This is a genomic window from Burkholderia sp. 4NA327C6, from assembly GCF_005502655.1.
GTDB classification, from domain to species: Bacteria; Pseudomonadota; Gammaproteobacteria; order Burkholderiales; family Burkholderiaceae; genus Burkholderia; species Burkholderia contaminans.
In genome coordinates, this window is the sequence record NZ_SCNZ01000002.1 from 319,197 (window position 1) to 341,895 (window position 22,699).

Annotated in this window: 24 protein-coding genes; 15 read left to right on the forward strand and 9 right to left on the reverse strand. The window is 67.7% G+C overall.

Going from position 1 to position 22,699, the window contains the following annotated elements; all coding sequences use genetic code 11:
* Nucleotides 1–88: 88 nt before the first annotated feature.
* The 6 genes from FFS49_RS03300 to FFS49_RS03325 all read left to right on the forward strand — a co-directional run bounded on the left by FFS49_RS03300 (nucleotide 89) and on the right by FFS49_RS03325 (nucleotide 5,697).
* Nucleotides 89–679: a hypothetical protein gene (locus FFS49_RS03300; RefSeq protein WP_081421033.1), complete on the forward strand. Its 591-nt coding sequence runs from the start codon at nucleotides 89–91 to the stop codon at nucleotides 677–679.
* A 74-nt stretch (nucleotides 680–753) separates the two neighbouring features.
* A complete protein-coding gene (locus FFS49_RS03305) occupies nucleotides 754–1,035 on the forward strand; it encodes a hypothetical protein (protein ID WP_071332226.1) in 282 nt (93 codons plus the stop codon).
* Nucleotides 1,036–1,079: 44 nt separating this feature from the next.
* Nucleotides 1,080–2,783, forward strand: a complete 1,704-nt coding sequence (locus tag FFS49_RS03310; protein ID WP_105818110.1) for a chemotaxis protein CheA — start codon at nucleotides 1,080–1,082, stop codon at nucleotides 2,781–2,783.
* Nucleotides 2,784–2,939: 156 nt separating this feature from the next.
* Nucleotides 2,940–3,524 (forward strand): hypothetical protein, encoded by a 585-nt coding sequence (locus tag FFS49_RS03315; protein ID WP_039360931.1) that lies wholly within the window; start codon nucleotides 2,940–2,942, stop codon nucleotides 3,522–3,524.
* Nucleotides 3,525–3,659: 135 nt separating this feature from the next.
* Nucleotides 3,660–5,057 carry a sigma-54 dependent transcriptional regulator gene (locus FFS49_RS03320; RefSeq protein ID WP_046196564.1) on the forward strand — a complete coding sequence of 466 codons (1,398 nt, stop codon included), beginning with the start codon at nucleotides 3,660–3,662 and terminating at the stop codon, nucleotides 5,055–5,057.
* A 133-nt stretch (nucleotides 5,058–5,190) separates the two neighbouring features.
* Entirely contained in the window at nucleotides 5,191–5,697 is a 507-nt protein-coding gene (locus FFS49_RS03325; RefSeq protein ID WP_105818109.1) for a hypothetical protein, read from the forward strand.
* A gap of 27 nt (nucleotides 5,698–5,724) precedes the next feature.
* On the opposite strand, the gene FFS49_RS03330 is transcribed toward FFS49_RS03325, so the two are convergent.
* Nucleotides 5,725–6,219 carry a hypothetical protein gene (locus FFS49_RS03330; RefSeq protein ID WP_039360941.1) on the reverse strand — a complete coding sequence of 165 codons (495 nt, stop codon included), beginning with the start codon at nucleotides 6,217–6,219 and terminating at the stop codon, nucleotides 5,725–5,727.
* A 386-nt stretch (nucleotides 6,220–6,605) separates the two neighbouring features.
* On the opposite strand from FFS49_RS03330, the gene FFS49_RS03335 reads away from it, so the two are divergent.
* A complete protein-coding gene (locus FFS49_RS03335) occupies nucleotides 6,606–7,277 on the forward strand; it encodes a response regulator transcription factor (RefSeq protein WP_105818380.1) in 672 nt (223 codons plus the stop codon).
* A gap of 227 nt (nucleotides 7,278–7,504) precedes the next feature.
* Here the strand turns inward: FFS49_RS03335 and FFS49_RS03340 are convergent, their stop codons facing one another.
* Nucleotides 7,505–9,058 carry a methyl-accepting chemotaxis protein gene (locus FFS49_RS03340; RefSeq protein WP_071332231.1) on the reverse strand — a complete coding sequence of 518 codons (1,554 nt, stop codon included), beginning with the start codon at nucleotides 9,056–9,058 and terminating at the stop codon, nucleotides 7,505–7,507.
* A 247-nt stretch (nucleotides 9,059–9,305) separates the two neighbouring features.
* Here FFS49_RS03340 and panE point away from each other — a divergent pair, with 247 nt between their 5' ends.
* From panE to FFS49_RS03380, 8 genes are all read left to right on the forward strand, one after another.
* Nucleotides 9,306–10,253, forward strand: coding sequence for a 2-dehydropantoate 2-reductase (panE, locus tag FFS49_RS03345; RefSeq protein WP_105818108.1), 948 nt, complete (start codon nucleotides 9,306–9,308; stop codon nucleotides 10,251–10,253).
* A gap of 232 nt (nucleotides 10,254–10,485) precedes the next feature.
* A complete protein-coding gene (locus FFS49_RS03350; protein WP_105818107.1) occupies nucleotides 10,486–11,445 on the forward strand; it encodes an AraC family transcriptional regulator in 960 nt (319 codons plus the stop codon).
* A 121-nt stretch (nucleotides 11,446–11,566) separates the two neighbouring features.
* On the forward strand, nucleotides 11,567–12,511 hold the full coding sequence (locus FFS49_RS03355; protein WP_039360954.1) for a substrate-binding domain-containing protein: 945 nt from the start codon (nucleotides 11,567–11,569) through the stop codon (nucleotides 12,509–12,511).
* Between the two features lie 62 nt (nucleotides 12,512–12,573).
* A complete protein-coding gene (locus FFS49_RS03360) occupies nucleotides 12,574–14,094 on the forward strand; it encodes a sugar ABC transporter ATP-binding protein (protein WP_105818379.1) in 1,521 nt (506 codons plus the stop codon).
* Nucleotides 14,081–15,094, forward strand: coding sequence for an ABC transporter permease (locus tag FFS49_RS03365; RefSeq protein ID WP_105818106.1), 1,014 nt, complete (start codon nucleotides 14,081–14,083; stop codon nucleotides 15,092–15,094). The genes FFS49_RS03360 and FFS49_RS03365 overlap by 14 nt, the downstream gene beginning before the upstream one ends.
* 46 nt (nucleotides 15,095–15,140) lie before the next feature.
* The gene (locus FFS49_RS03370; RefSeq protein ID WP_105818105.1) at nucleotides 15,141–16,229 is read left to right on the forward strand and encodes an alcohol dehydrogenase catalytic domain-containing protein; all 1,089 of its coding nucleotides are present in this window, start codon (nucleotides 15,141–15,143) and stop codon (nucleotides 16,227–16,229) included.
* 29 nt (nucleotides 16,230–16,258) lie between these two features.
* Nucleotides 16,259–17,806, forward strand: coding sequence for an FGGY-family carbohydrate kinase (locus tag FFS49_RS03375; RefSeq protein ID WP_105818104.1), 1,548 nt, complete (start codon nucleotides 16,259–16,261; stop codon nucleotides 17,804–17,806).
* Nucleotides 17,803–18,561, forward strand: coding sequence for an SDR family oxidoreductase (locus tag FFS49_RS03380; RefSeq protein WP_105818103.1), 759 nt, complete (start codon nucleotides 17,803–17,805; stop codon nucleotides 18,559–18,561). Before FFS49_RS03375 ends, FFS49_RS03380 begins: the two co-directional genes overlap by 4 nt.
* Nucleotides 18,562–18,628: 67 nt before the next feature.
* Here the strand turns inward: FFS49_RS03380 and FFS49_RS41870 are convergent, their stop codons facing one another.
* From FFS49_RS41870 to FFS49_RS03410, 7 genes are all read right to left on the reverse strand, one after another.
* The gene (locus FFS49_RS41870; RefSeq protein ID WP_021158153.1) at nucleotides 18,629–18,769 is read right to left on the reverse strand and encodes a hypothetical protein; all 141 of its coding nucleotides are present in this window, start codon (nucleotides 18,767–18,769) and stop codon (nucleotides 18,629–18,631) included.
* A 203-nt stretch (nucleotides 18,770–18,972) separates the two neighbouring features.
* The gene (locus FFS49_RS03385; RefSeq protein ID WP_039360968.1) at nucleotides 18,973–19,557 is read right to left on the reverse strand and encodes a nucleotidyltransferase family protein; all 585 of its coding nucleotides are present in this window, start codon (nucleotides 19,555–19,557) and stop codon (nucleotides 18,973–18,975) included.
* Between the two features lie 103 nt (nucleotides 19,558–19,660).
* On the reverse strand, nucleotides 19,661–20,341 hold the full coding sequence (locus FFS49_RS03390) for a M15 family metallopeptidase (protein WP_226285404.1): 681 nt from the start codon (nucleotides 20,339–20,341) through the stop codon (nucleotides 19,661–19,663).
* A gap of 168 nt (nucleotides 20,342–20,509) precedes the next feature.
* Complete coding sequence (locus tag FFS49_RS03395; protein WP_039361042.1) at nucleotides 20,510–20,905, reverse strand: type II toxin-antitoxin system VapC family toxin; 396 nt, start codon at nucleotides 20,903–20,905, stop codon at nucleotides 20,510–20,512.
* Complete coding sequence (locus tag FFS49_RS03400) at nucleotides 20,902–21,141, reverse strand: type II toxin-antitoxin system Phd/YefM family antitoxin (protein ID WP_011659184.1); 240 nt, start codon at nucleotides 21,139–21,141, stop codon at nucleotides 20,902–20,904. The genes FFS49_RS03395 and FFS49_RS03400 overlap by 4 nt, the downstream gene beginning before the upstream one ends.
* 96 nt (nucleotides 21,142–21,237) lie before the next feature.
* Entirely contained in the window at nucleotides 21,238–21,921 is a 684-nt protein-coding gene (locus FFS49_RS03405; protein ID WP_105818102.1) for a Fe2+-dependent dioxygenase, read from the reverse strand.
* Between the two features lie 29 nt (nucleotides 21,922–21,950).
* Nucleotides 21,951–22,697 (reverse strand): tetratricopeptide repeat protein, encoded by a 747-nt coding sequence (locus FFS49_RS03410; RefSeq protein ID WP_105818101.1) that lies wholly within the window; start codon nucleotides 22,695–22,697, stop codon nucleotides 21,951–21,953.
* Nucleotides 22,698–22,699 lie beyond the last annotated feature (2 nt).

Consider the following 22,699-nt stretch of genomic DNA (forward strand, 5'->3'; position numbering starts at 1 on the left):
TGGCTGGCGGTACGGATGCCGGGTTTCGTCCGATGGGGGGCAGGCCCGGCTCCGCCACCGCCGAACTTCATCACAGCAAGGGATTGCTATGAAAGCCAACGTGATATTAGCGACAGCGCTCACCGTCTTATCGTCGGTTGCCATGGCTGCGGGACTGTCCACGACCAACCAGACGCAATCCGTTGCGTCGGGTGTTTCAGGGTCGGTGCTGGTCGGGTCCGGCAGCTATACCAGCAACTCGACTTCGACGGCGGGTGCAAGCGCTGGCAGTACGGTGACACCCGCTGGTTCCGTCGGTACGGCATCCGCCTTCCACAACTCGACCTCGACGGCCAGCGGTTCGGGCTTGAACGGGGGCGCGTACGCGGCAGGCGGCGGTATCGGTGCCGCAGCCTCGAACGGAGGAAACAGCAGCACGAACGAGAACGCGAATGCGCTATCGGGAGGGGTAACCGCTACGATCGTACTCGGCGCGAACCACTATACGGCTGCGGGCGGAAACGACCAGGGCATTGCCAACGCGGGTGCCGCTGGCCTGACGGGCAGTGGAGGTTCGGGCGCGATCGCGGGTTCGAATCACTACAACTCGTCGACCGTGTGGAGTACCGGTCCGGCCGGCTCGCCGTCCGCGGCGGGCGGAAGCCAGGGCAGTTCAAGTGCGACCGGAAGCAGTCATTAGTCAGGTGTGGGGGGACCAGTTTCCCAGCGACGCTGGTCTCTTTTCCCCACATTGTTGTCACGTAAGGAGTTGGCATGAAGCAGAAACTGATTGCCGCCGCTCTGATGCTCGCGTCTCTGACGGCGTATGGCGCTGACCGTATTGCCGACGACGTGCAATCGAATTTGCAGACGTCAAACAAACCTGACCAGACAATCAAACCGTCAGAACAACAAACGCTTTCTTCGGGCAGTGCCATCGGCGGACCCGACGCCCAGCAGTGGCAGGGCATGTCGGCAGGCTCATGGTCCCAGCTGGGCAACGGCTGGAAGCAGTTCGGGGAAGCAGGCAAAGCTGAAGGGAATCAGGGGAACTAGTACGGTTGCCTGGGTGGGAGGTCAAACCTCGTCCGGAGAGTGAAATGAACAGCAACAGGATCAAGGTGGCATGCGCTGCGATGTTTGCGATGACCACGATCGGCGCCCAGGCGCAAACCGCCGACTCGACTTCGAGCTCGCAGTCGTCGACATCGTCGACGGCCATCAGCCAGGGCGGCGGCTCGAGCATGAGCACGAACACGAACACGAACACCACGAGCTCGCGCGGCGGCAATGCCACCAGCTCCAGCGGGGTTCGCGGCAGCGGCAATTCGAGCGTGAACGTGAACGTGACGATGCCGTCCGGCACGAGTGGCGGTTCGAACGTGACGCCGCAGAGCGTCAGTTCGCTGCAGTCGTCCGGCGCACCCGGCACCAACCCGTACAACACCCAGACCTCGGAAAACGTCAATTACTCCGGCACGCAGACGATCAAGACGAACCCGTCGATCCAGGCGCCGGGCCTGACGACCACGCTGTCCGATACCTGCATGGGCTCGGTGAGCGTCGGCGTGTCGTTCCCGGGGTTCGGCGCGACGGGCGGCACGACGCTGGTCGACCAGGCCTGCGTGCGCCGTCTCGATGCGCGTGAATTCCGTGCGATGGGCCTGACCGACGTGGCGCTCGCGCTGCTCTGCCAGAGCGACGCGAACCGGCGTGCGGTGGAAGCAACCGGGCACCTGTGCCCGGGCACGACCGCGCCGCTCGCCCGTTCGAACGTGGCGCCGAGCGCGGAAGCGACGGTCGCCGACGACGAGAAGTATCGCGATCCGATCGTGCGCGACCGCATGGGCTTGCCGCCGCTCGGCGCTGCCGCGCCGGCACCGGCGAAGCCCCGTCCGGTGGCGACGTCTTTTGTGCAGGCCGCACCCGTGTCGGTTCCGGTGCCCGTGCCGTCGATTGCGCCGATTGCCGCCGCCCCGGCTGTCGCAGCAGCCGCACCGGCGGTGGCAGCGCCTGCCGTTGCGGCCGCTCCGGCCGTCGCAGCCCCCGCCGTTGCAGCCGCGGCACCGGCCGTAGCCGCAGCACCTGCGGCGGCTGCCGCACCTGCTGCGTCGGTCGTCCCGGCGGCTGCGATTGCTGCCGTGCCGGCTGCCGCCGTGATCGCCGCACCGGCAGTCGCGGACAAGGCGTCGCAAGCACCTGCCGCACCGGTCGCCGACACGAAGGCATCCGAACCCGTGCAGCCCGTGGCCGACAAGGCACCGGAACCCGCACCGGTGGTTGCCGAGAAGGCGCCCGAACCTGCACCGGTGGTTGCTGACAAGGCGCCCGAGCCCGCACCGGCGGTCGCCGACAAGGCACCGGAACCCGCACCGGCAGTCGCCGACAAGGCACCGGAGCCCGCACCGGTGATTGCCGACAAGGCGCCCGAGCCGATGCCCGCCGCGACCGACAACGCCGCGCAGGCCGCTGCGGCACCGGCTGCGGACACGACGCCGGCCGCTGCCGTCGTCGCGGCGCCCGCAGCGGAAGCCGCGATGCCTGCCCCCGTGGCCGATGCGAAGGCCGCCGAGCCGGCACCGGTCGCCGCGGAAGCGCCCGCAGCGGAAGCCGCACAGCCTGCCGTAGCCGCGGCGCCTGCCGACGCAAAGGCGCCGGAAGCAGCGGCTGCGCAGCCCGCCGACATGCCCGCGTTGTCCGATCCGGCGCAAGCATTGCCGCCGGCTTCGATCGACCAGCAGGCCGCACCGGCGGCACCGGTCGTGCCGGCTCCGGCGGTCATCTCGACGAGCACGTCGTCGTAAGCACGCGGGTCGGTTTCCCGTGTGACCGGAACACCGGTCGCACGGGCGACGTTCGAACCCGATGCCCGACGGTCGTTTCCTGTTTGACGGGTGTTGATCCCATCCCCGAGGTCAACACCTCTTTTTGCCTGACGAGGATGCAAGGAGGCCTCAATCATGAGGATCTTTTTGGTCGCTCTGTTGTTGTACAGCGCACAAGCCGCGGCGCAGTCGGTATTTCAGAACCCGGCGGTCTTCGTGATCCTGGGCGAGCAGACTGCCGCGAACGCCGTGAGCGTCCAGCAGGCGCTGTCGACGCTCGGTCGCGCCGACAACACGGCATGCGCACCGATGATGATGATCGGCGATCCGCAGATGGTCTACATGATGCCGGAGGAAGGTCATGCCCCGTCGTGGCAATCGCCGGTGTACGGCCGTGGCGCGCCGTTCGAAGCGCAGAAGGGGCCGACGTCGACCGGCAAGACGGTCGGCGCGATGCAGCATGCCGAGGACATGCAGACGCAGCCATGGAGCGACGGCAGCGCGATCACGCAGAAGATCGCCGGCGAGTCGAACGTGACGGCGGCGGATCGGGTGAGCGGGTGGCAGCGCAACGGGCTCGGCTCGATCGAGACGGCCCCTGCGACGGAGGTGACGGTGAACGGCAAGACCTACCGCGCCTATCGTGACGACCTCAACCGTTCAGCGAAGCCGGTCGTCGAGCCGCAGATCTACTTGCAGCGCGTCGTGTTCTGCCGATAACGAAACATCAATCCGAGGACGGCCCGGCACTGCGCCGCGGGACCAAGATGTCCCGCCCCGCGCGATCCGGCGACGGCCGTCTCGACAACTCATCCAAGCGACGAGGCCATCGTGAACTATTGCTGCCAGATCAGGGTGTCGGGCCCGCAGGATCTCGAACGCGATGCGGGTACGGCGCCGTTCGTCGCCGTCCGGCGCAACCATGTCGTACCGTCGCGGCCGCTCGTCTACCTGTCGCAGCAGCACGATGCCGCGCTCGTCGACTGCCTCGCGCTACGCGGCTGGGACGTGTGGCGCGCGAAAACCGTTGCGGACGCACTGAATCTCGTCAGGGTGAACCGTCCGCATGCGGGCATCGTCGATTTCGGCGGCTTCGCGTCGCCCGACGTCATGGCGTTCGAGACGCTGCTGCGCGATCCGCGCGTCGGCTGGGTCGCACTCGCCGACCACGAGCGGCTGCGGAACCTCACCGTCGCGCGCCTGATTCGCCACTGCTGCTTCGACTACGTGCGCAATCCGAACGCCTATACGACGATCGGCTATCTGGTCGGCCATGCATACGGAATGCTGAAGCTCGCGGACGGCAGCCCGGACGCCGATGCGGCGCCCCCCGGCGGCACGATGATCGGCTCGTGCGACGCAATGCGCCGGTTGTTCGCGACGATCCGCAAGGTCGCGAACACGGACGCCACCGTCTTCGTCGCCGGCGAATCCGGCACCGGCAAGGAGCTGACGGCGGCGGCGATCCACCAGCAGTCGTTGCGTGCCGACGCGCCCTTCGTCGCGGTGAACTGCGCGGCCATTCCGCCGACGCTGCTGCAGGCCGAACTGTTCGGCCACGAGCGCGGTGCGTTCACGGGCGCGCACCAGCGCAAGATTGGCCGGATCGAGGCCGCGCACGGCGGCACGCTGTTTCTCGACGAAATCGGCGACATGCCGTTCGAGAGCCAGGCGAGCCTGCTGCGCTTCCTGCAGGAAGGCACGATCGAGCGGCTCGGCGGGCACGCGTCGATTCCGGTGGATGTGCGGATCGTGTCGGCGACCCATGTCGATCTCGAGGCCGCGATGCAGGCGGGGCGGTTCCGTGCTGACCTGTACTACCGCCTGTGCGTGCTGCGCATCGACGAGCCGCCGCTGCGCGTGCGCGGCCGCGACATCATGCTGCTTGCCGACTACGTGCTGCGGCGCTATCGCGGCGACTGTTCGCACCGGATTCGCGGCTTCACGCCGTGCGCGATCGAAGCGATCCACAACTACCCATGGCCCGGCAACGTGCGCGAGCTGATCAACCGGATCCGGTTCGCGGTCGTGATGACGAACGGCCCGATGATCTCGGCTGCGGATCTCGAACTGAACGCGTACACGTCGCGACGGCCGCCGACGCTCGCGGAAGCGCGCCGGCAGGCCGAGCGGCACGCGATCGAGGAAACGCTGATGCGCCACCGCCACCAGCATGCGGACGTGGCGGCCGAGCTGGGCATCTCGCGCGCGACGCTGTATCGGCTGATGACCGCGCACGGGCTGCACAGTTGACGCGCTGCGGCAAACCGCCGCTCAAGACCGCGCGATGCCGGCCGTTAAGACAGGAAACGGCCCGTCCGGACCGCCGCTGCAGCCATGTCGCTCGCGGCCGGCACGCGGCGCATCACGCTTATCCGAGGTTACCGTGGCAGAGTGCAGTCACTGCGGCAGGACGTTCCTGGTCGGCGGGCGGTCGATCGACGGCCGCCGCTATTGCCGTCCGGCATGCGCGCAAGCGCATCCGATCGTCGTCGAGGCGGAGCGGGTGCCCGACGCGAAAGTCTGGGAGTACGTGCACGACTGGCGTTACGGGCCATGCCCGATCTGCGGTCGCGACGACCTGCCGGTCGATGTCCATGCGTCGCATCGCGTCGTGTCGCTGCTGTTCGTCACGCGCTGGGCGACGCGGCGCCATGTATGCTGCCGGCGTTGCGGCCGCAGGAAGCAGGCGGTCGCGCTGCTGGCTTCGGCCGCGTTCGGCTGGTGGGGGCTGCCGTGGGGCCTCGTGCTGACGCCGATCCAGCTCGTGCGCAATGCGCTCGGGCTGGCCGCGCGCGACCCGGCGGTCGCGACGCAGCAGTTCGAAGAGCTCGTGCGGCGCAAGCTGGCGGCGCGCAGGCTGCGGCGCGCACGGCAGGGCGCCGGCGCCTGAGCGCGCGGCCCGGCGCGCCGCGCGCGATCAGGCGGCCGGCCGCTCGAAGCCCGATGCGACCCAGCGCTCGGCGCTGGCCTTGTTGAGCTTGAACCCGGCCGACACCTTCGCTTCGGCCAGCAGCTCGCCATACGGATCGAATGCCTTGAGCTGCGCGTACGGCTCGAACTCGTCCGGCACGATGTCGAGCGTCACCGACACATCCTGGTCGTCCTCGCCCTGAACCGTCACTTCCTTGTGCAGCATCGCGCGCCGCTGCTGCTCGTGCCGCATCAGCACCTCGGTCGCGGTCTTCACGAGCGTGCGGAACGCGTTCGCGTCCATCGGCTTCGGGTTCTTCTTGTCGCGGCCCATGGTCCACGGCCCGACGAGCGCGGGCTCGGACTCGCCGTCCTTGATCATCTCGACGGCCCAGCCGTCGTCGTCTTCGTTCTTGATGATGCGCGCCGTCCAGCCGTTGTCGCGCCAGAGGCCGTCTTCGTGGATGGTGGTGTCGTCGGGTTGCAGGTCGGATTCGGTCATGAGGAAAGCGGGGGTGCGGGCAACCGGCAAACGGGCGGTGGCGCGCGGCCGGCATCGGCGCGTCGCTCGCCGCCGGTGGCCCGGCGCGGGATGCAAAGGCGTCGATTTTACCTGCTGGCCGGTCGCTTGGCCGCATTGGCCGCCACGCTGGCCATTTGGCCGATGTCCGCAGAGGCTGGCTCCGATGTGTCGGGCATTCGAACCGGCACAAATTTCAAACTCGTATGACGTCCCTGACGGTCGATCCCGATGCCGTCCGATATCCCGCCTGAGCACGGCTTCGTAGAATCGATGGTCAGGCTAAAAATAGCCTGAACTTTCTTTCAACGCCGAACCGGCCGTGCGCGTTCCGTGTCGCGCGGCCGATGAACCACCTGGAACTGCGCATGAGGAAATTCAATGTTCGCGTCGTTTTCGCGTACGACTGGCCGTTGACGCTGGCCGGCATCGAGCAGGTCGCGGGCAGCGGCTGTGCGATCGAACTCGTCGCGATGTACCGGAGCGTGGCCGAACTGGTCGCATCGCTCGGCGGTGTCGACTGCGATGTCGTGCTGGTCGACTATGCGATCCGGGCAGACGGGCAGATGGACGGCCTTGCGCTGTTCGACTGGCTGCGGCGCACGCGTCCGAACGTCGGGATCGTCGCGCTGGTCGCGAACGAGAACCCGCTGATCTTCGGGTCGATCCTCGCGATTGGCGGCGTGAGCGTCGTCAGCAAGTTCGACGAGGTCGGCCATATCGTCACGGCCATTCATTCGAGCTACAGCGGCGGGCGTTACCTGTCGCCGCTCGTCAGGCGCGCGGTCGATGCGTCCGGCGAGCGCGGCGACGCGTCCGTGAAGCTGTCGGCGCGCGAGATCGAGGTCATTCGCCTGTACTTGTCAGGGGTGCCGATCAAGACGATCGCGCAGCGTCTGAGCAAGGGCAAGCAGACGGTCAGCGCACAGAAGATCAGTGCGATGAAGAAGCTTGGTGTGAGCAACGACGTCGAGCTGATCCAGCGGGCGGCGGGGTTGGGGCTTGGTGGGGCGTCAGGCATGTCGAGGGATGCTTGCTGAACGTCACGTGATGACATATCAGCCGGAACCTGAACCCCGTACCGAAGACGCAGTGACCTGCCACGGGACACCAACATAAGCTCGCGCAATGCGAGCTTTCTTGTTCCTGCTTTTCCAGTGCCACCGACCACGATTGGTAGAACGCGCGGATGGTGGTTCCCAAACATCCAGACATCGGAACCCGCCACCCCGCACCGATCGTCGTTACCGAGAGGGCCAAACAAGGCCTACGCCGGCAACGCAAACCGCGTCACCGCATCCCGCAACGCCTCGGCCTGATCGCGCAGCGAATGCGCGGCGGCCGCGGCTTCCTCGACCAGCGCCGCGTTCTGCTGCGTCACCTGGTCCATCTCGCCCACCGCGCGATTGACCTGCTCGATCCCGGCGCTCTGTTCGCGCGACGCATGGCTGATCTCGTCGAGGATCTCGTTCACGCGCCGCACCGACTGCACGATCTCGGCCATCGTCTCGCCCGCGTGCGTGACGAGCGCCGCGCCTTGCTCGACGGTCTCGTTCGACGACACGATCAGCGACTTGATCTCCTTCGCGGCCGTCGCCGAACGTTGCGCGAGCGAGCGCACCTCGGCGGCGACCACCGCGAAGCCACGGCCCTGTTCGCCGGCGCGCGCAGCTTCAACCGCCGCATTCAGCGCGAGGATGTTGGTCTGGAACGCGATCCCGTCGATCACGCCGATGATGTCGCCGATCTTGTGCGAGCGGTCGGTGATCTCGTTCATCGTGCGCACGACGTCGTCGACCACCGCGCTGCCGCGCGTCGCGACCTGCGCGGCCTGGCCGGCGAGCGACGCGGCCTGCGCGGCGCTGTCCGCGTTCTGCTTCACGTTCGCGGTCATCTGGTCCATGCTCGACGCGGTCTGTACGAGTGCGGCCGCCTGTTCCTCGGTGCGCTGCGACAGGTCCGTGTTGCCCGACGCGATCTCGCTCGCGCCCACATTGATGTTCTCGGTGCCCATCCGCACGCGCGACACCATGTCGATCAGGCCGCCCTGCATCGTGTGCAGCGCATGCAGCAGGCTGCCGCGATCGTCCTGCTTCACGGTGACGCGCGCGGTCAGGTCGCCCTGCGCGATGCGTTGCGCGGCGTCGAGCGCCACTTCCAGCTCGCCGCCGAGGTTCGCGCGCACGCTTTTCAGCACGAGCACCATCACGGCGGTCGCGATCCCGCCGAGCACGGCCGTCATCGCGAGCCAGCGGCCCACGCTCTCCAGCACTGCCGAGCGTACGTCGTTCATGTACATGCCGGTCACGAGATACCAGTCCCACGGCGCGAAGCGCTGCACCGCGCTGGTCTTGTCCTGCGGCTTGTCGGCGCCCGGCTTCGGCCACAGATACTCGACGAAGCCCTTGCCGCCTTCCTGGTTGCCGGCCTTCACGATCTCGACGAACAGGTGCTTGCCGTTCGGATCGGTGAAATTCGACACGTCCTTGCCGTTGAGCTCGGACTTGATCGGATGCATCACGATCACCGGCTTCGAGTCGTTGATCGAGATGTAGCCGTCGGCGCCGTGGCGCATCGCGGCGATTGCCTCGAGCGCCTTCTGCTTCGCTTCGGCCTCCGGCAGCGCGTTCTGCTGCGACAGCTTGTAGAAATGGTCGGTCACGCTCGCGGCCTGCGCGACCAGCGACGCGAGCTGTTCGCGGCGATCCGTGATCATCGATGCGCGCGTCTGCCATGCGCCGAGCCCGGCGATCACGAGCAGGCCGAGCCAGAGGATGACGATCATCGAGGCGAGTTTCTGATTCAGGGAAAGGTTGCGCATGGTGTGTGGTCGGTCGTGGAAGCTCACCGGAACGGCGTGACGGGATAAGTGTCTTGACGGCGCCCGGCGGGCATTACCGTAGACGGGTTATCCCTAGGAACCGGTACCGTGAATGCATGCCTCTCATGACGACAAGGGTATCTATGCATATGCATAACGGGTATCGCTATACTCTCGGGGCGATGGCGTGCGCGCCGCGCGTCCGGCTCGGCGGCGCGGCGGCGAATGAAACCGAAAGGAGGCAACGATGCGAATTCTGGTAGTGGGGGCCGGCGCGGTCGGCGGATATTTCGGCGGCCGGCTGGCTGCGGCGGGGCGCGACGTGACGTTCCTGGTGCGCGACGGCCGCGCGGCCGCGCTGGCGCGCGACGGGCTGCTGATCCGCAGCCCGCGCGGCGACCTGACGCTCGCGAACGTGCAGACCGTGCGCGCGGGCGATGCGGGTGCCGGCGTCGCGCCGTTCGACCTCGTGCTGCTGAGCTGCAAGGCGTACAGCCTCGACGACGCGATTCAGTCGTGCGCCCCGTTCGTCGGCCCGCAGACGCTGATCCTGCCGATGCTCAACGGGATGCGCCATCTCGAAGTGCTGCGCGACCGGTTCGGCGCCGCCCAGGTGCTCGGCGGGCTGTGCGTGATCGCGGCGACGCTCGATCGCGAGCAGCGCATCGTGCACCTCAACGACACGCACGGGGTCACCTTCGGCGAACTCGCGGGCGGCGAATCGCCGCGCGTGCGCGCGGTGGCCGATGTGCTCGGCGGCGCGGGATTCGATGCGACGCTCAGCGACAACGTGGTCGCGCGGATGTGGGAAAAATGGGTGTTCCTCGCGACGCTCGCCGCGAGCACGTCGCTGTTCCGCGGCTCGGTGGGCGACATTCTCGCCGCGCCGGACGGCCGTCGCCTGCTGGAGACGATGCTCGCCGAATGCAGCGCGATTGCCGAGCACAACGGCCACCGGCCCGAGCCGGCCGCCATCGAGCGGATGCAGCGGATGGTGCTGACGCCGTCGCCGCTGACCGCGTCGATGCTGCGCGACGTCGAGAACCATGCGCGCGTCGAAGCCGATCACGTGATCGGTGATCTGCTCGCGCGCCGCGATCCGCAGGCGGTCGATGCCTTGTCGCTGCTGCGAATCGCGTACAACCACCTGAAGGCATACGAAGTGCGGACGGCGCGCGAGCACGCGGCCGCGTAAGCAGCGGAGCGGGCGGCCGTCCGGCCGTTCCGCGCTGCACAAATTTGCCGTCCGGCGCCGGATGTGGTCGGGATGCGCAAAAAAGTATCGGAAATCAGGCGTAAAGTTGGTGGAGCCGGGCGCTCGATCGACCTACATTGCTTCCCATGCGACCGGGCGCGTCGCCGTGTGAAATACGCGGTGCACGCGCGCCACGAACCGGCCAGCGAGACATGGGAATGGAGACGCCAACATGATGCACCCCGATCTGGAAGTGGTCGACGTGCGACGCGACGAGTCGTTCAAGGTCTGGTCGCACGGCTATCCGTATCGCACGATCCGCTGGCACTTCCATCCCGAATTCGAACTGCACCTGATCGTCGCGACGCGCGGCAAGTATTTCGTCGGCGACCACATCGGTTCGTTCGGCCCGGGCCATCTCGTGCTGCTCGGCCCGAACCTGCCGCACAACTGGGTCAGTGACATGGCCGAAGGCGAAACCGTCGAGCGTCGCAATCTCGTGATCCAGTTCGACCCGGCGTTCGTGCGCCGTTGCATGGACGCGTTTCCCGAATGCCGCGACGCGCAGGCGCTGCTCGACGATGCGCGGCGCGGGGTCGGCTTCGACGCGGCGACCAGCGCCGCGATCGCGCCGCTGTTCGACGAACTGCTGGGCGCGCGCGGCATGCGCCGCATCGCGCTGTTCATGACGATCCTCGAACGGCTGTGCGGAGCGGCCGAACGCACGCTGCTCGCGAGCCCCGCGTACGACCAGGCCGACGTCACGCCCACGCGGCTCAGCCATGCGCTGTCGTATATCGGCAAGAACCTCGCATCCGAGCTGCGCGAATCCGATCTCGCGCAACTGACCGGGCAGAGCGTCAGCGCGTTCTCGCGTGCGTTCCACCGCCAGACGGGCATGCCGTTCGTGCAGTACGTGAATCGTCTACGGATTGAGTCCGCGTGCCAGATGCTGCTCGCCGACGACGCGAGCATCACCGATATCTGTTTCCAGGCCGGCTTCAACAACGTGTCGAACTTCAACCGCCAGTTCCGCGCGGTGAAGGGGATGGCGCCGTCCGAATTCCGCGCGCTGCAGCGCCTGAACGCGCGCAGCCGCGAACTCGCGCTGCACGCGGCGCCCACCGGCAATCCGCTGCCGCCGCGTGTCGTCACACCGGGCATCCCGGCGCTCGCACCGCAGCCCGGATGATCGCGGGGCCGCGGCCCGCCTGAATTTTCCACACCGTTTCACCCAGCGCAATCGCGTCGCCCACGTCGCGAGGGGCGCGTTCACTCACGAAAAAGCCGCACACATAACCGGAGACACCGTCATGACGCATGCATCGCCCGCTTCATCCCCCCGCCGCGCCGCCCGCATGGCGGCGATTGCCGCGCTCGCCGCCGCGGCCTGGCTGCCCGCTGCCGCCGTGCAGGCCGCGCCGTTGCGCATCGGCATGACGTTCCAGGAGCTGAACAACCCGTATTTCGTGACGATGCAGAAAGCGCTGAACGACGCGGCCGCGTCGATCGGCGCGCAGGTCGTCGTCACCGACGCGCATCACGACGTCAGCAAGCAGGTGAGCGACGTCGAGGACATGCTGCAGAAGAAGATCGACATCCTGCTCGTGAACCCGACCGATTCGACCGGCATCCAGTCGGCGATCACGCAGGCGAAGAAGGCCGGCGCGGTGGTCGTGGCCGTCGATGCGAACGCGAACGGCCCGGTCGATTCGTTCGTCGGCTCGAAGAACTACGACGCGGGCGTGATGTCGTGCGACTACCTCGCGAAAGCGATCGGCGGCAGCGGCGAAGTCGCCATTCTCGACGGCATCCCGGTCGTGCCGATTCTCGAACGCGTGCGCGGCTGCAAGGCCGGGCTCGCGAAATACCCGAACGTGAAGCTGGTGGATACGCAGAACGGCAAGCAGGAGCGCGCCACCGCGCTGTCGGTCACGGAAAACATGATCTCCGCGCATCCGAACCTGAAGGGTATCTTCAGCGTGAACGACGGCGGCGCGATGGGCTCGCTTGCCGCGATCGAGAGTTCGGGCAAGGACATCAAGCTGACGAGCGTCGACGGCGCGCCCGAGGCGATCGCCGCGATCCAGAAGCCGAATTCGAAGTTCATCGAGACGACCGCGCAGTTCCCGGCCGACCAGGTGCGCATCGCGCTCGGCATCGCGATCGCGCGCAAGTGGGGCGCGACGGTGCCGAAGGCGATTCCCGTCGACGTGAAGGTGGTCGATCGCGGCAACGCGAAGGGCTTCAGCTGGTGAACGACGAGCGATGCGACGCGAAGGGCGGCGGCACGGCCGGCGCTCTTCGCACGGAGAAGCCGATGGACACGATACTCAGGCTGAGCCACATCACGAAAAGCTTTCCGGGCGTGAAGGCGTTGTCCGACATCGATCTGGAAATTGCGCGCGGCGAGATCCATGCGCTGCTCGGCGAGAACGGCGCGGGCAAGTCGACGCTGATGAAGATCCTGTGCGGCATTCATCAGCCGGACGCCGGCACGATCGAGATCGACGGCACCGCCCGCCATTTCGCGGACTATCACGACGCGGTCGCGGCAGGCGTCGGCATCGTGTTCCAGGAATTCAGCCTGATTCCTCACCTCGATGCCGTCGACAACCTGTTCCTCGGCCGCGAGCTGCGCAATCGCTGGGGCGCACGCGACCGCAAGCGGATGCACCACGCGGCGGCCGCGATCTTCGCGCGGCTCGGCGTCGCGATCGATCTCGATGCGCCGATCCGCGCGCTGTCGGTCGCGCAGCAACAGTTCGTCGAAATCGGCAAGGCGCTGTCGCTCGACGCGCGCATTCTGATCCTCGACGAACCGACCGCCACGCTCACGCCGGCCGAGGCCGAGCACCTGTTCGCGATCATGCGCGAGCTGAAGCGGCAGGGCGTCGCGATGATCTTCATCTCGCATCATCTCGACGAGATTTTCGCGGTGTGCGACCGCATCACGGTGCTGCGCGACGGCCAGTACGTGGCGACGACCGACGTCGCGCGCACGGACGTCGAACAGCTCGTGCGGATGATGGTCGGCCGCCGGATCGAAAGCAGCTTTCCGCCGAAGCCGGCGCGCGCGGCCGATGCACCGCCGGTGCTGGAGGTCAACGAACTGCAGATCGAACGCGGTGGCCCGGTGAACCGCTTCACGCTGCATGCCGGCGAGATCCTCGGCTTCGCCGGGCTGGTCGGCTCGGGGCGCACGGAAACCGCGCTCGCGGTGATCGGCGCGACGCGGGCACATCGCAAGGACGTGCGCGTGCGCGGCGCGGCCGCTAAGCTCGCCGATCCGGCCGACGCGTTGCGCGCGGGCATCGGCATCCTGCCGGAAAGCCGCAAGACGGAAGGGCTCGTCACGTCGTTCTCGATTCGCGACAACATCTCGCTGAACAACCTCGGCAAGTACCGGTCGATGCGCTGGCTGATCGACCGGCGCGGCGAGGCGCGCACGACGCACGACGTGATGCGGCGCGTCGGCGTGAAGGCGCCGTCGATCCACACCGAGGTCGCGACGCTGTCCGGCGGCAACCAGCAGAAAGTCGTGATCGCGCGCTGGCTCAACCATCACACGTCGGTGCTGATCTTCGACGAGCCGACGCGCGGCATCGACGTCGGCGCGAAAGCCGAAATCTACGGGCTGATGCGCGAACTCACCGCGCGCGGCTACGCCATCATCATGATCTCGTCCGAGCTGCCGGAAATCGTCGGCATGTGCGATCGCGTCGCCGTGTTCCGGCAGGGCCGCATCGAGGCGACGCTCGCAGGCGACGAGATCGATCCCGACACGGTCATGACCTATGCCACGGCCGGCACGCGAGGAGCCACCCATGAACCTGCATGATTCTTCTTCCACGCGTTCCACGACGCTCGCGGCCACCGCCGGAAACGGCGACGCACCGCCGCCGCGCCCGATGTGGGCACAACTGCGGCGCTCGACGCTGTTCTATCCGCTCGTCGGCCTGATCGTCGTGTGCATCGCGATGATGATCGCGAGCCCGAGCTTCCTGTCCGCCGCGAACCTGGAGAACGTGCTGCGCCAGGTGTCGATCAACGCGATCATCGCGGTCGGCATGACCTGCGTGATCCTGACCGGCGGGATCGACCTGTCGGTCGGTTCGGTGATGGCGCTGTCGGGCACGCTCGCGGCCGGGCTGATGGTCGCGGGTGTGAACGCGGTCGCCGCGCTCGCGATCGGCATCGCGGTCGGCCTCGGTTTCGGCTTCCTGAACGGCGTGTTCGTCGCGTTCGCGGGGATGCCGCCCATCATCGTCACGCTCGCGACGATGGGCATCGCGCGCGGCCTCGCACTGATCTACACGGGCGGCTATCCGATCGACGGCTTGCCCGACTGGGTCGCGTTCTTCGGCAGCGGCAAGGTGTTCGGCATCCAGGCGCCGGTGCTGATCATGCTGGTGGTCTATGCGATCGCGTGGCTGCTGCTCGACCGGATGCCGTTCGGCCGCTACGTGTATGCGATCGGCGGCAACGAGCAGGCGACTCGGCTCACCGGCGTGCGCGTCGCGCGCGTGAAGCTGATCGTCTACACGCTGGCCGGGCTCACGTCGGCGCTCGCCGCGATCGTGCTGACCGGGCGCCTGATGAGCGGGCAGCCGAATGCGGGCGTGGGCTTCGAGCTCGATGCGATCGCGGCCGTCGTGATGGGCGGCACGTCGATCTCCGGCGGGCGCGGAGCGATCCTCGGCACGCTGGTCGGCGCGCTGCTGCTCGGCGTGCTCAACAACGGCCTGAACATGATCGGCGTGAACCCGTATGTGCAGAACGTGATCAAGGGCGGAATCATCCTGCTCGCGATCTACATCAGCCGCGAACGGTCGCGGTAGCGATTCATTCATCAGTCATCCTGATCATCCACGAAAGAGACTATCCATGACGACACCCGAAGCCCAGCCGCGCATGACCGCGGTCGTCTGCCACGGCCCCGAGGACTATCGCGTCGAACAGGTCGCGAAGCCGCACCCCGGCGCGAACGAGCTCGTGATCCGCATCGCCGCATGCGGGATCTGCGCGAGCGACTGCAAGTGCTACACGGGCGCGAAGATGTTCTGGGGCGGCCCGAGCCCGTGGGTGAAGGCGCCCGTGATCCCCGGCCACGAATTCTTCGGCCATGTCGAAGCGCTCGGCGACGGCGCGGCCGAGCATTTCGGCGTGGCGGTGGGCGACCGCGTGATCGCCGAGCAGATCGTGCCGTGCGGCAAGTGCCGCTATTGCAAGTCGGGCCAGTACTGGATGTGCGAAGTGCACAACATCTTCGGCTTCCAGCGCGAGGTGGCCGACGGCGGGATGGCCGAATACATGCGCATTCCGCCGACCGCGATCGTCCACAAGATTCCGCTCGGCGTATCGCTCGAGGATGCCGCGATCATCGAGCCGCTGTCGTGCGCGATCCATACGGTGAACCGCGGCGATGTCCAGCTCGACGACGTGGTCGTGATCGCGGGCGCGGGCCCGCTCGGGCTGATGATGACGCAGGTCGCGCACCTGAAGACGCCGAAGAAGCTCGTCGTGATCGACCTGATCGACGAACGGCTCGAACTCGCACGCGAGTACGGTGCGGACGTGACGATCAACCCGACGCGCGACGACGCGCGCGAGATCGTCAGGTCGCTCACCGACGGCTACGGCTGCGACGTCTACATCGAGACGACCGGCGCGCCGGTCGGCGTGAGCCAGGGGCTCGACCTGATCCGCAAGCTCGGCCGCTTCGTCGAATTCAGCGTGTTCGGCGAGGATGCGACCGTCGACTGGTCGATCATCGGCGACCGCAAGGAGCTCGACGTGCGCGGCGCGCACCTGGGGCCGTACTGCTACCCGATCGCGATCGACCTGCTCGCGCGCGGGCTCGTCACGTCGAAAGGCATCGTCACGCACGATTTCGCGCTCGAGGACTGGGACGACGCGATCCGCGTCGCGAAATCGCCCGAATCGATCAAGGTGCTGCTGAAGCCGGCCCGCTGACGGCCGGCGTGCGCGTCAACGGAGACATCATGGAATACGTCATAGGCGTCGACATCGGTACGCAGAGCACCAAGGCGCTGCTCGTCGACCGGCACGGCACGATCGTCGCGCGGCGCTCGGCCGGCTACCAGCCCGATACGCCGCGCCCGCTGTGGGCCGAGCAATGGCCGCAGGTGTGGTTCGATGCCGTGCTCGCGTGCATCGCGGGCTGCGTGAGCGATGCGCGCGCGCAGGGCGTGCCGTCCGATGCGATCCGCGCGGTGTGCGTGGGCAGCCTGTACGGCGGCTCGGGCATTCCGGTCGACATCGACATGCGGCCGCTCCATCCGTGCCTGATCTGGATGGACCGGCGCGCGACCGCGGAAGTCGACTGGGTCAACGCGAACGTGAACGTCGAGCGGCTGCGCGTGATCACGGGCAACGGCGTCGACAGCTATTACGGCTTCACGAAGATGCTGTGGCTGCGCGACCAGCGGCCGGATGTGTGGGCGAACGTGCGCTACTTCCTGCCGCCGAACGCGTACGTGATCTACCTGCTGACTGGCGAGGTCGCGGTCGATCACAGTTCGGCCGGCAATATCGGCGGCGTATACGACGTCGCGCGCCGCGAGTGGTCCGACGATGCGCTCGACATGCTCGGCATTCCGGCGACGATGATGCCCGAGCGGCTCGTCGAATCGACGGACATCGTCGGCGGGCTGCTGTCGCAATGGACGGAGCAGCTCGGGCTGCCGGCCGGCACGCCCGTCGTCGCGGGCGGCGTCGATGCGGCCGTCGCGACCTTCGCGGCCGGCGCGACGCGCGCCGGTCAGCACGTCGCGATGATCGGCACCAGCATGTGCTGGGGTTACGTCAGCCGGCACGTCGATGCGCGTCACGGGCTCGTCAGCATGCCGCACGTGTTCAACGGGCAGCGCGACCTGTACGTGTTCGGCGGCGCGATCACGGCCGGCGCGTCGGTCGCGTGGTTTCGCGACCAGTTCTGTCGCGCGGAAGTCGATGCGGCGCGCCTGCTGCCGCACGGCGATCCGCACGTGCTGCTCGAGGAGGCGGCCGAAAGCGTGCCGCCGGGCGCCGACGGCGTGCTGTTCCTGCCGTACCTGATGGGCGAGCGCAGCCCCGTGTGGGACGCGAAGGCGAGCGGCGCGTTCGTCGGGCTGAGTCTCGCGCATACGCGCGCGCACCTGTATCGCGCGGTGCTCGAAGGCGTCGCATTCGCGTTGCGGCACAACATCGAGGCCGGCCGGCAAGGCGCGGCGGCGCTCGACGACCGGCTGATCGTCGTGGGCGGGGCCGCGCATTCGGCGCTATGGATGCAGATCATCGCGGACGTGACCGGCTTCCCGGTGTGGACGATCGAGCAGGACGTCGAAGCCGCGATGGGGGCGGCCTTGCTCGCGGGCGTCGGGGCAGGGCTCGTGTCGCACGACGATGCGCAAGGCGGATGGGTCACGCTCGTCGAGCGAGCACGGCCCGACGTCGAACGCGCGAAAGCATATGCGGCGCGCTTTGCGCTTTATACGGCGCTGTATCCGGCGCTCAAACCGATCATGCACGGGTTGCACACGCCATCATGAAGACACGATTCGATTTCGGCGGTTCGCGGGTGCTCGTCACGGGGGCGTCGAGCGGGATCGGGCGCGCATGCGCGGTCGCGCTGGCGCGGGCGGGCGCGCAGGTCGTCGCGGCCGGGCGCGACCTGGCCGCGCTCGATGCGCTGGCCGGCGAGGTCGCGTGCGAGACGATGCAACTCGATGTCGGTGGCGACGAGCATGCGATCGATGCGGCGCTCGCCGCGCACGATGTGTTCGACGGCCTCGTGAATTGCGCGGGGATCGCGTCGCTCGAATCGGCGCTCGAGGTGAGCGCCGCGCATTTCGATCGCGTGATGGCCGTCAATGCGCGCGGCGCGGCGCTCGTTGCTCGGGCCGTCGCACGCAAGATGGTCGCGCGTGACGCGCGCGGTGTCGCGCAGGCGCGGGGCAGCATCGTCAACGTATCGAGCCAGGCCGCGCTCGTCGGGTTGCCCGCGCATCTGAGTTACTGCGCGTCGAAGGCGGCGATGGACGCGATCACGCGCGTGCTGTGCATCGAACTCGGGCCGCACGGCATTCGTGTGAACAGTGTGAACCCGACCGTCACGCTCACGCCGATGGCGCAGTTCGCGTGGAGCGAACCGGAAAAGCGGGCGCCGATGCTGGCCGCGATTCCGCTCGGGCGATTCGCGGAGCCGGACGAGGTCGTCGAACCGATCCTGTTCCTGCTGAGCGATGCGGCGTCGATGGTCAGCGGCGTGTCGCTGCCGATCGACGGCGGGTATACGGCGCGCTAGGCAGCGCCATGCGTCGATGGCGCATGACGGGTACCCGCGGTGAATGCGCGGCCCTGCAGCCCTGTGGCTAGACCGGATCCTTGCTCGGCGGTCCGTCCGGTTGCTGCGGGTTGTCGTGATGGCCTGGCGGCGACGACAGCGGATCGTCTTCCGGGTCGCGGTTCGGGTCGGCCGGTGGCTCGGGCGTCGGGGTCGTGTGGTCGGTCATGGTGAACTCGCGCAGTGCGTGACGGCGGTGGCGCGGCAGGGGCGCCTCGTCTCCGTTATAGCCAATCGGGCGTGCGTTTGCAGCGCGATTGTGGCGGCGGGTGGTCTGTCGTCGGTGCAAACCGCGGACGGGCGGGTTTCAGCAGGATCCCGCTGGTCGCGGCGCTTGCGCTGCTTTGCGTCGCGCGCCTGGTGCGATCCCGGTCAGCGCAAATCCGCCGGTGTATCGACGTCGCGCACGATGCCGGGATCGTCGACGTCGAGCAGTTGCACCGGCGCGCTGGCGAACAGCGCGCGGGCGCCCGTGTCGCCGTCGAGGGCGGCCAGTGCATCGAAATGGTGCGCGGCGAACCCGACCGGATGGCCGCGCACGCCGCGGTGCGCGGGCGCGACGATCGATGCGTTATCGGCTTCGAGCGCTCGCGTGACCGTTTCGTAGGTGGAGGCGGCGATCCACGGCATGTCGCCGAGCGCGACGAGCCAGCCGTTCGCGTCGGGCGTCGCGCGCACACCGGCCGCGAGGCTCGCGCCCATGCCGCGCATCGCGTCGGGCGCATAGACGACGTGGCAGCCGGCTTCGTTCAGCAGCATCGCGAGTTTCTCGGCACCAGGACGCACGACGGCGATCACGTCGGCCGTGGCTGCCGCGAGATGGCGGGCGGCCGCGACCGCAACCGGCGTGCCGTCGGGAAGCAGCGCGAGCAGCTTGCTGTGCAGGCCGCTCGGGTCGAAGCGCTGACCGAGGCCGCCCGCGAGGAGGACGCCGGTGGCGAGTGACGCATAGGACATCGGCGCGGGGGAGAGTGTTGCAGGTGCTGCGATTGTGCGGGAGCGGGCAGGGATCGACAAGTGAGGATGTTACCGAGGCGGGCGCGTTTCGTCGGAAAGAATGTCAGCACGCGGCTTCGTCGAGCATGTTTTCCTCGACGGGGCCGTAGAGGGCGTGCGATTGATCGTGCATCACGGCCCAATAGCGGTCGCCGAACGACCAGTGCCACCATTCCGACGGGTAATTGGTGAGGCCGGCGCTCGTCAGCGCGGTGATCAGGACCTCGCGGTTGCGGGCGGCTGCGCGACTGATGAACGGGTTGTGCGTGTAGCACGCGCCGGATGATTCCTGGTCGGTGGCGTTCATGACGCAGCCCATGTCGAGCTCGATGCCTTCGGCCGAGATCAGCGTGAGGTCGACGGCTGCGCCCGTTGGGTGCGCGGCGACTTCCGGCGGCGCGACGTGGTGGCTCGTCAGTGCGATCAGCGCGTCTTCGTCCGGAAGCGGATTCAGCGTGCGGCGCAGATGCGCGAGGTGCGCGGAGAAGAAGTCGCGCTGCAGGGCCAGCGGGCGATAGCCTTCCTTGACGTACAGGCGCAGGCCGTCGGGCAGCGCATGCGCGGCGGCGATCAGCCGGTCCGCCACGCCACGACGCACTTTCAGGAAATGCGGGCTTCTGCTCGCGATGTCGCGGCGGCCGAGATCGACGGCAATGCGCGCATGGAAACCAGCAAGATCGACAAACCCTTCGTGCGACTCCAGCAGGGCGATAGACCGGACAACGGGATCGGAGAGCGAAATCACGATAGTGGACGAAGTGGCGCAATGACGGTTGCGGGCCACGTCCGGCTGGCAGCAGGAAGCGCTGTTGCGCGGGGCCGGGTGCTCGCGGTTGATTTGGTCAGACGAATCGCCAATATGCCAGAGTCCGGCGGAGGATGTGTCGCGGTTCGATCCGCGGGCGGCCGACGCTTACCAGAGCGTCTTGACGTGCGCGTAAGCGCGGATTTTTTCGTCGCGGGTGACGAGCGGCGCGCCGAGCCGCCGTGCTGTCGCGACGATCATGCGGTCGGCCGGATCCTTGTGGAACGTGCCGGGCAGGTCGGTGGATTTCGCGGCGATGTCGGCATCGACGGGCACGAAGCGCATGCCGTCGATCTGCGCGACGGTGGCCAGCCACGCGTCGACATCCATCGTCAGCGCGAGGCGGTCGTTGCGCACCAGCATGGCAATCTCCCACGCGGAGATTGCCGATGCGGCGAGCGCGCCTTCACCCCGAGCGCGATCGATCGCGCTTCTCGCTTTCTTGCTGAGCGACGGATCGCCCGCCACCCACCACACCAACGCATGTGTATCCAGCACGATCACCGCGACGCCTCCCAATCATCTTCCGCAATCGGATCGAGAGGATTGTCGTAGCGCATGACCGAGCCGCGCAATATGTCCAACGGCTGAGCCTCGCGTGCGTGATACGGCCGGATTTCGAGCGTCGGCTTGCCGTGATCGGTGACGATCAGGCTTTCGCCTGACGCCTCGACGAGCCGGAAGTATTCGAGTGCGCGGGCCTTGAACTCGGATTTCGAAACGGGAGCGTGCGGCATCATGATATGAGCATGGTCATTTGACGACGGTCATTTTAGTCATGGATTCCGGCGTGACGCAAGCGCAGGGGTACGGCCTGGCAGCGCAACCCGTTCCCGCTACGCATCCGCCCACTTCCTCAACAGGTTGTGATAAATCCCCGTCAACGAAATGACCATCGGATCCTTCGGCCCTTTCTCCGCGGAAAGCGCCTGAATCTGCGTATCGAGCTGGAACAGCAGCGTGCGGTCGCCGTCGTCGCGCACCATGCTCTGGATCCAGAAGAACGACGCGACGCGCTCGCCGCGCGTCACGGGCGTGACGTGATGCAGGCTCGAGGCCGGATACAGCACGAGGTCGCCCGCCGGCAGCTTCGCGCGATGGGTGCCGTACGTATCCTCGACACACAGCTCGCCGCCATCGTACGCATCGGGTTCTTCGAGAAACAGCGTCGCCGACAGGTCGCTGCGCACGCGAAAATCCGTGCCGCGCAGCAGCCGGATCGCGTTGTCGACGTGCGTGCCGAACGTCTCGCCACCTTCGTAGCGATTGAACAGCGGCGGAAACACCTTGAGCGGCAGCGCCGCCGAGAAGAACAGCGGATGGCGTGCGAGCGCGTCCTGGATCGCGTCGCCCACCGCGCGTGCGGCTGGCGCGCCCTCCGGCAATTGGCGATTGCGTTTCGCGAGCGCCGACTGCGTGCCGGACGTCGCATTGCCGTCGACCCACTCGGCCGCATCGAGCCGTTCGCGACATTGCGCGACCTGCGCTTTCGTCAGTACGCCGGGGATGTGAAGCATCATGATAGGGATTCCATACGGTGCGGCTGAGGCTACGGCTGTGGTGGCGTTTGCAATTCCAGCGCCGCCGCACGAAACGCATCGATCGGCGACGATGCGAGATACGCACGCATTTTCGCGACGAACGCGGGAGTAGCGGTGGCCGGCACGCGCGCAAGCCAGGTGAGCGCTTCGTCGGTGCGCCCGCGCTCGGCGAGCAGGCGCGCATAGTTGAACTCGCCGCGAAAATCGCCGGCTTCGGCGGCGCGGCGATAGTGGTCGAACGCGGCGTCGATATCGACCGGTACGACCCAGCCATCCTCGTAGAAGCCGCCGATCAGGTTGATCGATTTCGCATGGCCGAGCGCGGCTGCGCGCCGGAACCAGTCGAGCGCATCGGCGCGATTCTCGTCGATGCCGTTGCCGAGCGCGAGCGCCGTCGCGTAGTTGTACATGCCCCAGTCGAGCCCCGCCTGCGCGGCGAGCCGGTACCAGTACACGGCGACCGGCGCGCACGCGGCCGTGCCCCAGCCGAACTCGTAGCAGCGGCCGAGCATGTTCATCGCCATCGCGTGGCCGGCGCGCGCCGCGTGCCGGAACCAGTTGAACGCGGCCGCCGGATCGCGCGCGACACCATGTCCGTCGAGCAGGTATTGCCCGTAGACGGCTTGCGCGTCGACGATGCCGTTGTCGGCCGCCGCCGCGACCCACGCGGCGGCGCGCTCGGGCGGCCCGGCCAGGATGTCGGCGAACTCGCGCGGCGAAACCGACGCGAGCGCCTTCAGCGACACGGCCACCATCG

What these genes read in the sequence shown, in the direction of transcription:
- FFS49_RS03300 (WP_081421033.1), top strand. Translation starts at nt 89, where the DNA reads ATGAAAGCCAACGTGATATTAGCGACAGCGCTCACCGTCTTATCGTCG.
- FFS49_RS03305 (WP_071332226.1), top strand. Translation starts at nt 754, where the DNA reads ATGAAGCAGAAACTGATTGCCGCCGCTCTGATGCTCGCGTCTCTGACG.
- FFS49_RS03310 (WP_105818110.1), top strand. Translation starts at nt 1,080, where the DNA reads ATGAACAGCAACAGGATCAAGGTGGCATGCGCTGCGATGTTTGCGATG.
- FFS49_RS03315 (WP_039360931.1), top strand. Translation starts at nt 2,940, where the DNA reads ATGAGGATCTTTTTGGTCGCTCTGTTGTTGTACAGCGCACAAGCCGCG.
- FFS49_RS03330 (WP_039360941.1), bottom strand. Translation starts at nt 6,219, where the DNA reads ATGACCGAATCCGACCTGCAACCCGACGACACCACCATCCACGAAGAC.
- FFS49_RS03335 (WP_105818380.1), top strand. Translation starts at nt 6,606, where the DNA reads ATGAGGAAATTCAATGTTCGCGTCGTTTTCGCGTACGACTGGCCGTTG.
- FFS49_RS03340 (WP_071332231.1), bottom strand. Translation starts at nt 9,058, where the DNA reads ATGCGCAACCTTTCCCTGAATCAGAAACTCGCCTCGATGATCGTCATC.
- panE (WP_105818108.1), top strand. Translation starts at nt 9,306, where the DNA reads ATGCGAATTCTGGTAGTGGGGGCCGGCGCGGTCGGCGGATATTTCGGC.
- FFS49_RS03350 (WP_105818107.1), top strand. Translation starts at nt 10,486, where the DNA reads ATGATGCACCCCGATCTGGAAGTGGTCGACGTGCGACGCGACGAGTCG.
- FFS49_RS03355 (WP_039360954.1), top strand. Translation starts at nt 11,567, where the DNA reads ATGACGCATGCATCGCCCGCTTCATCCCCCCGCCGCGCCGCCCGCATG.
- FFS49_RS03360 (WP_105818379.1), top strand. Translation starts at nt 12,574, where the DNA reads ATGGACACGATACTCAGGCTGAGCCACATCACGAAAAGCTTTCCGGGC.
- FFS49_RS03365 (WP_105818106.1), top strand. Translation starts at nt 14,081, where the DNA reads ATGAACCTGCATGATTCTTCTTCCACGCGTTCCACGACGCTCGCGGCC.
- FFS49_RS03370 (WP_105818105.1), top strand. Translation starts at nt 15,141, where the DNA reads ATGACGACACCCGAAGCCCAGCCGCGCATGACCGCGGTCGTCTGCCAC.
- FFS49_RS03375 (WP_105818104.1), top strand. Translation starts at nt 16,259, where the DNA reads ATGGAATACGTCATAGGCGTCGACATCGGTACGCAGAGCACCAAGGCG.
- FFS49_RS03380 (WP_105818103.1), top strand. Translation starts at nt 17,803, where the DNA reads ATGAAGACACGATTCGATTTCGGCGGTTCGCGGGTGCTCGTCACGGGG.
- FFS49_RS41870 (WP_021158153.1), bottom strand. Translation starts at nt 18,769, where the DNA reads ATGACCGACCACACGACCCCGACGCCCGAGCCACCGGCCGACCCGAAC.
- FFS49_RS03385 (WP_039360968.1), bottom strand. Translation starts at nt 19,557, where the DNA reads ATGTCCTATGCGTCACTCGCCACCGGCGTCCTCCTCGCGGGCGGCCTC.
- FFS49_RS03400 (WP_011659184.1), bottom strand. Translation starts at nt 21,141, where the DNA reads ATGATGCCGCACGCTCCCGTTTCGAAATCCGAGTTCAAGGCCCGCGCA.
- FFS49_RS03405 (WP_105818102.1), bottom strand. Translation starts at nt 21,921, where the DNA reads ATGATGCTTCACATCCCCGGCGTACTGACGAAAGCGCAGGTCGCGCAA.
- FFS49_RS03410 (WP_105818101.1), bottom strand. Translation starts at nt 22,697, where the DNA reads ATGGTGGCCGTGTCGCTGAAGGCGCTCGCGTCGGTTTCGCCGCGCGAG.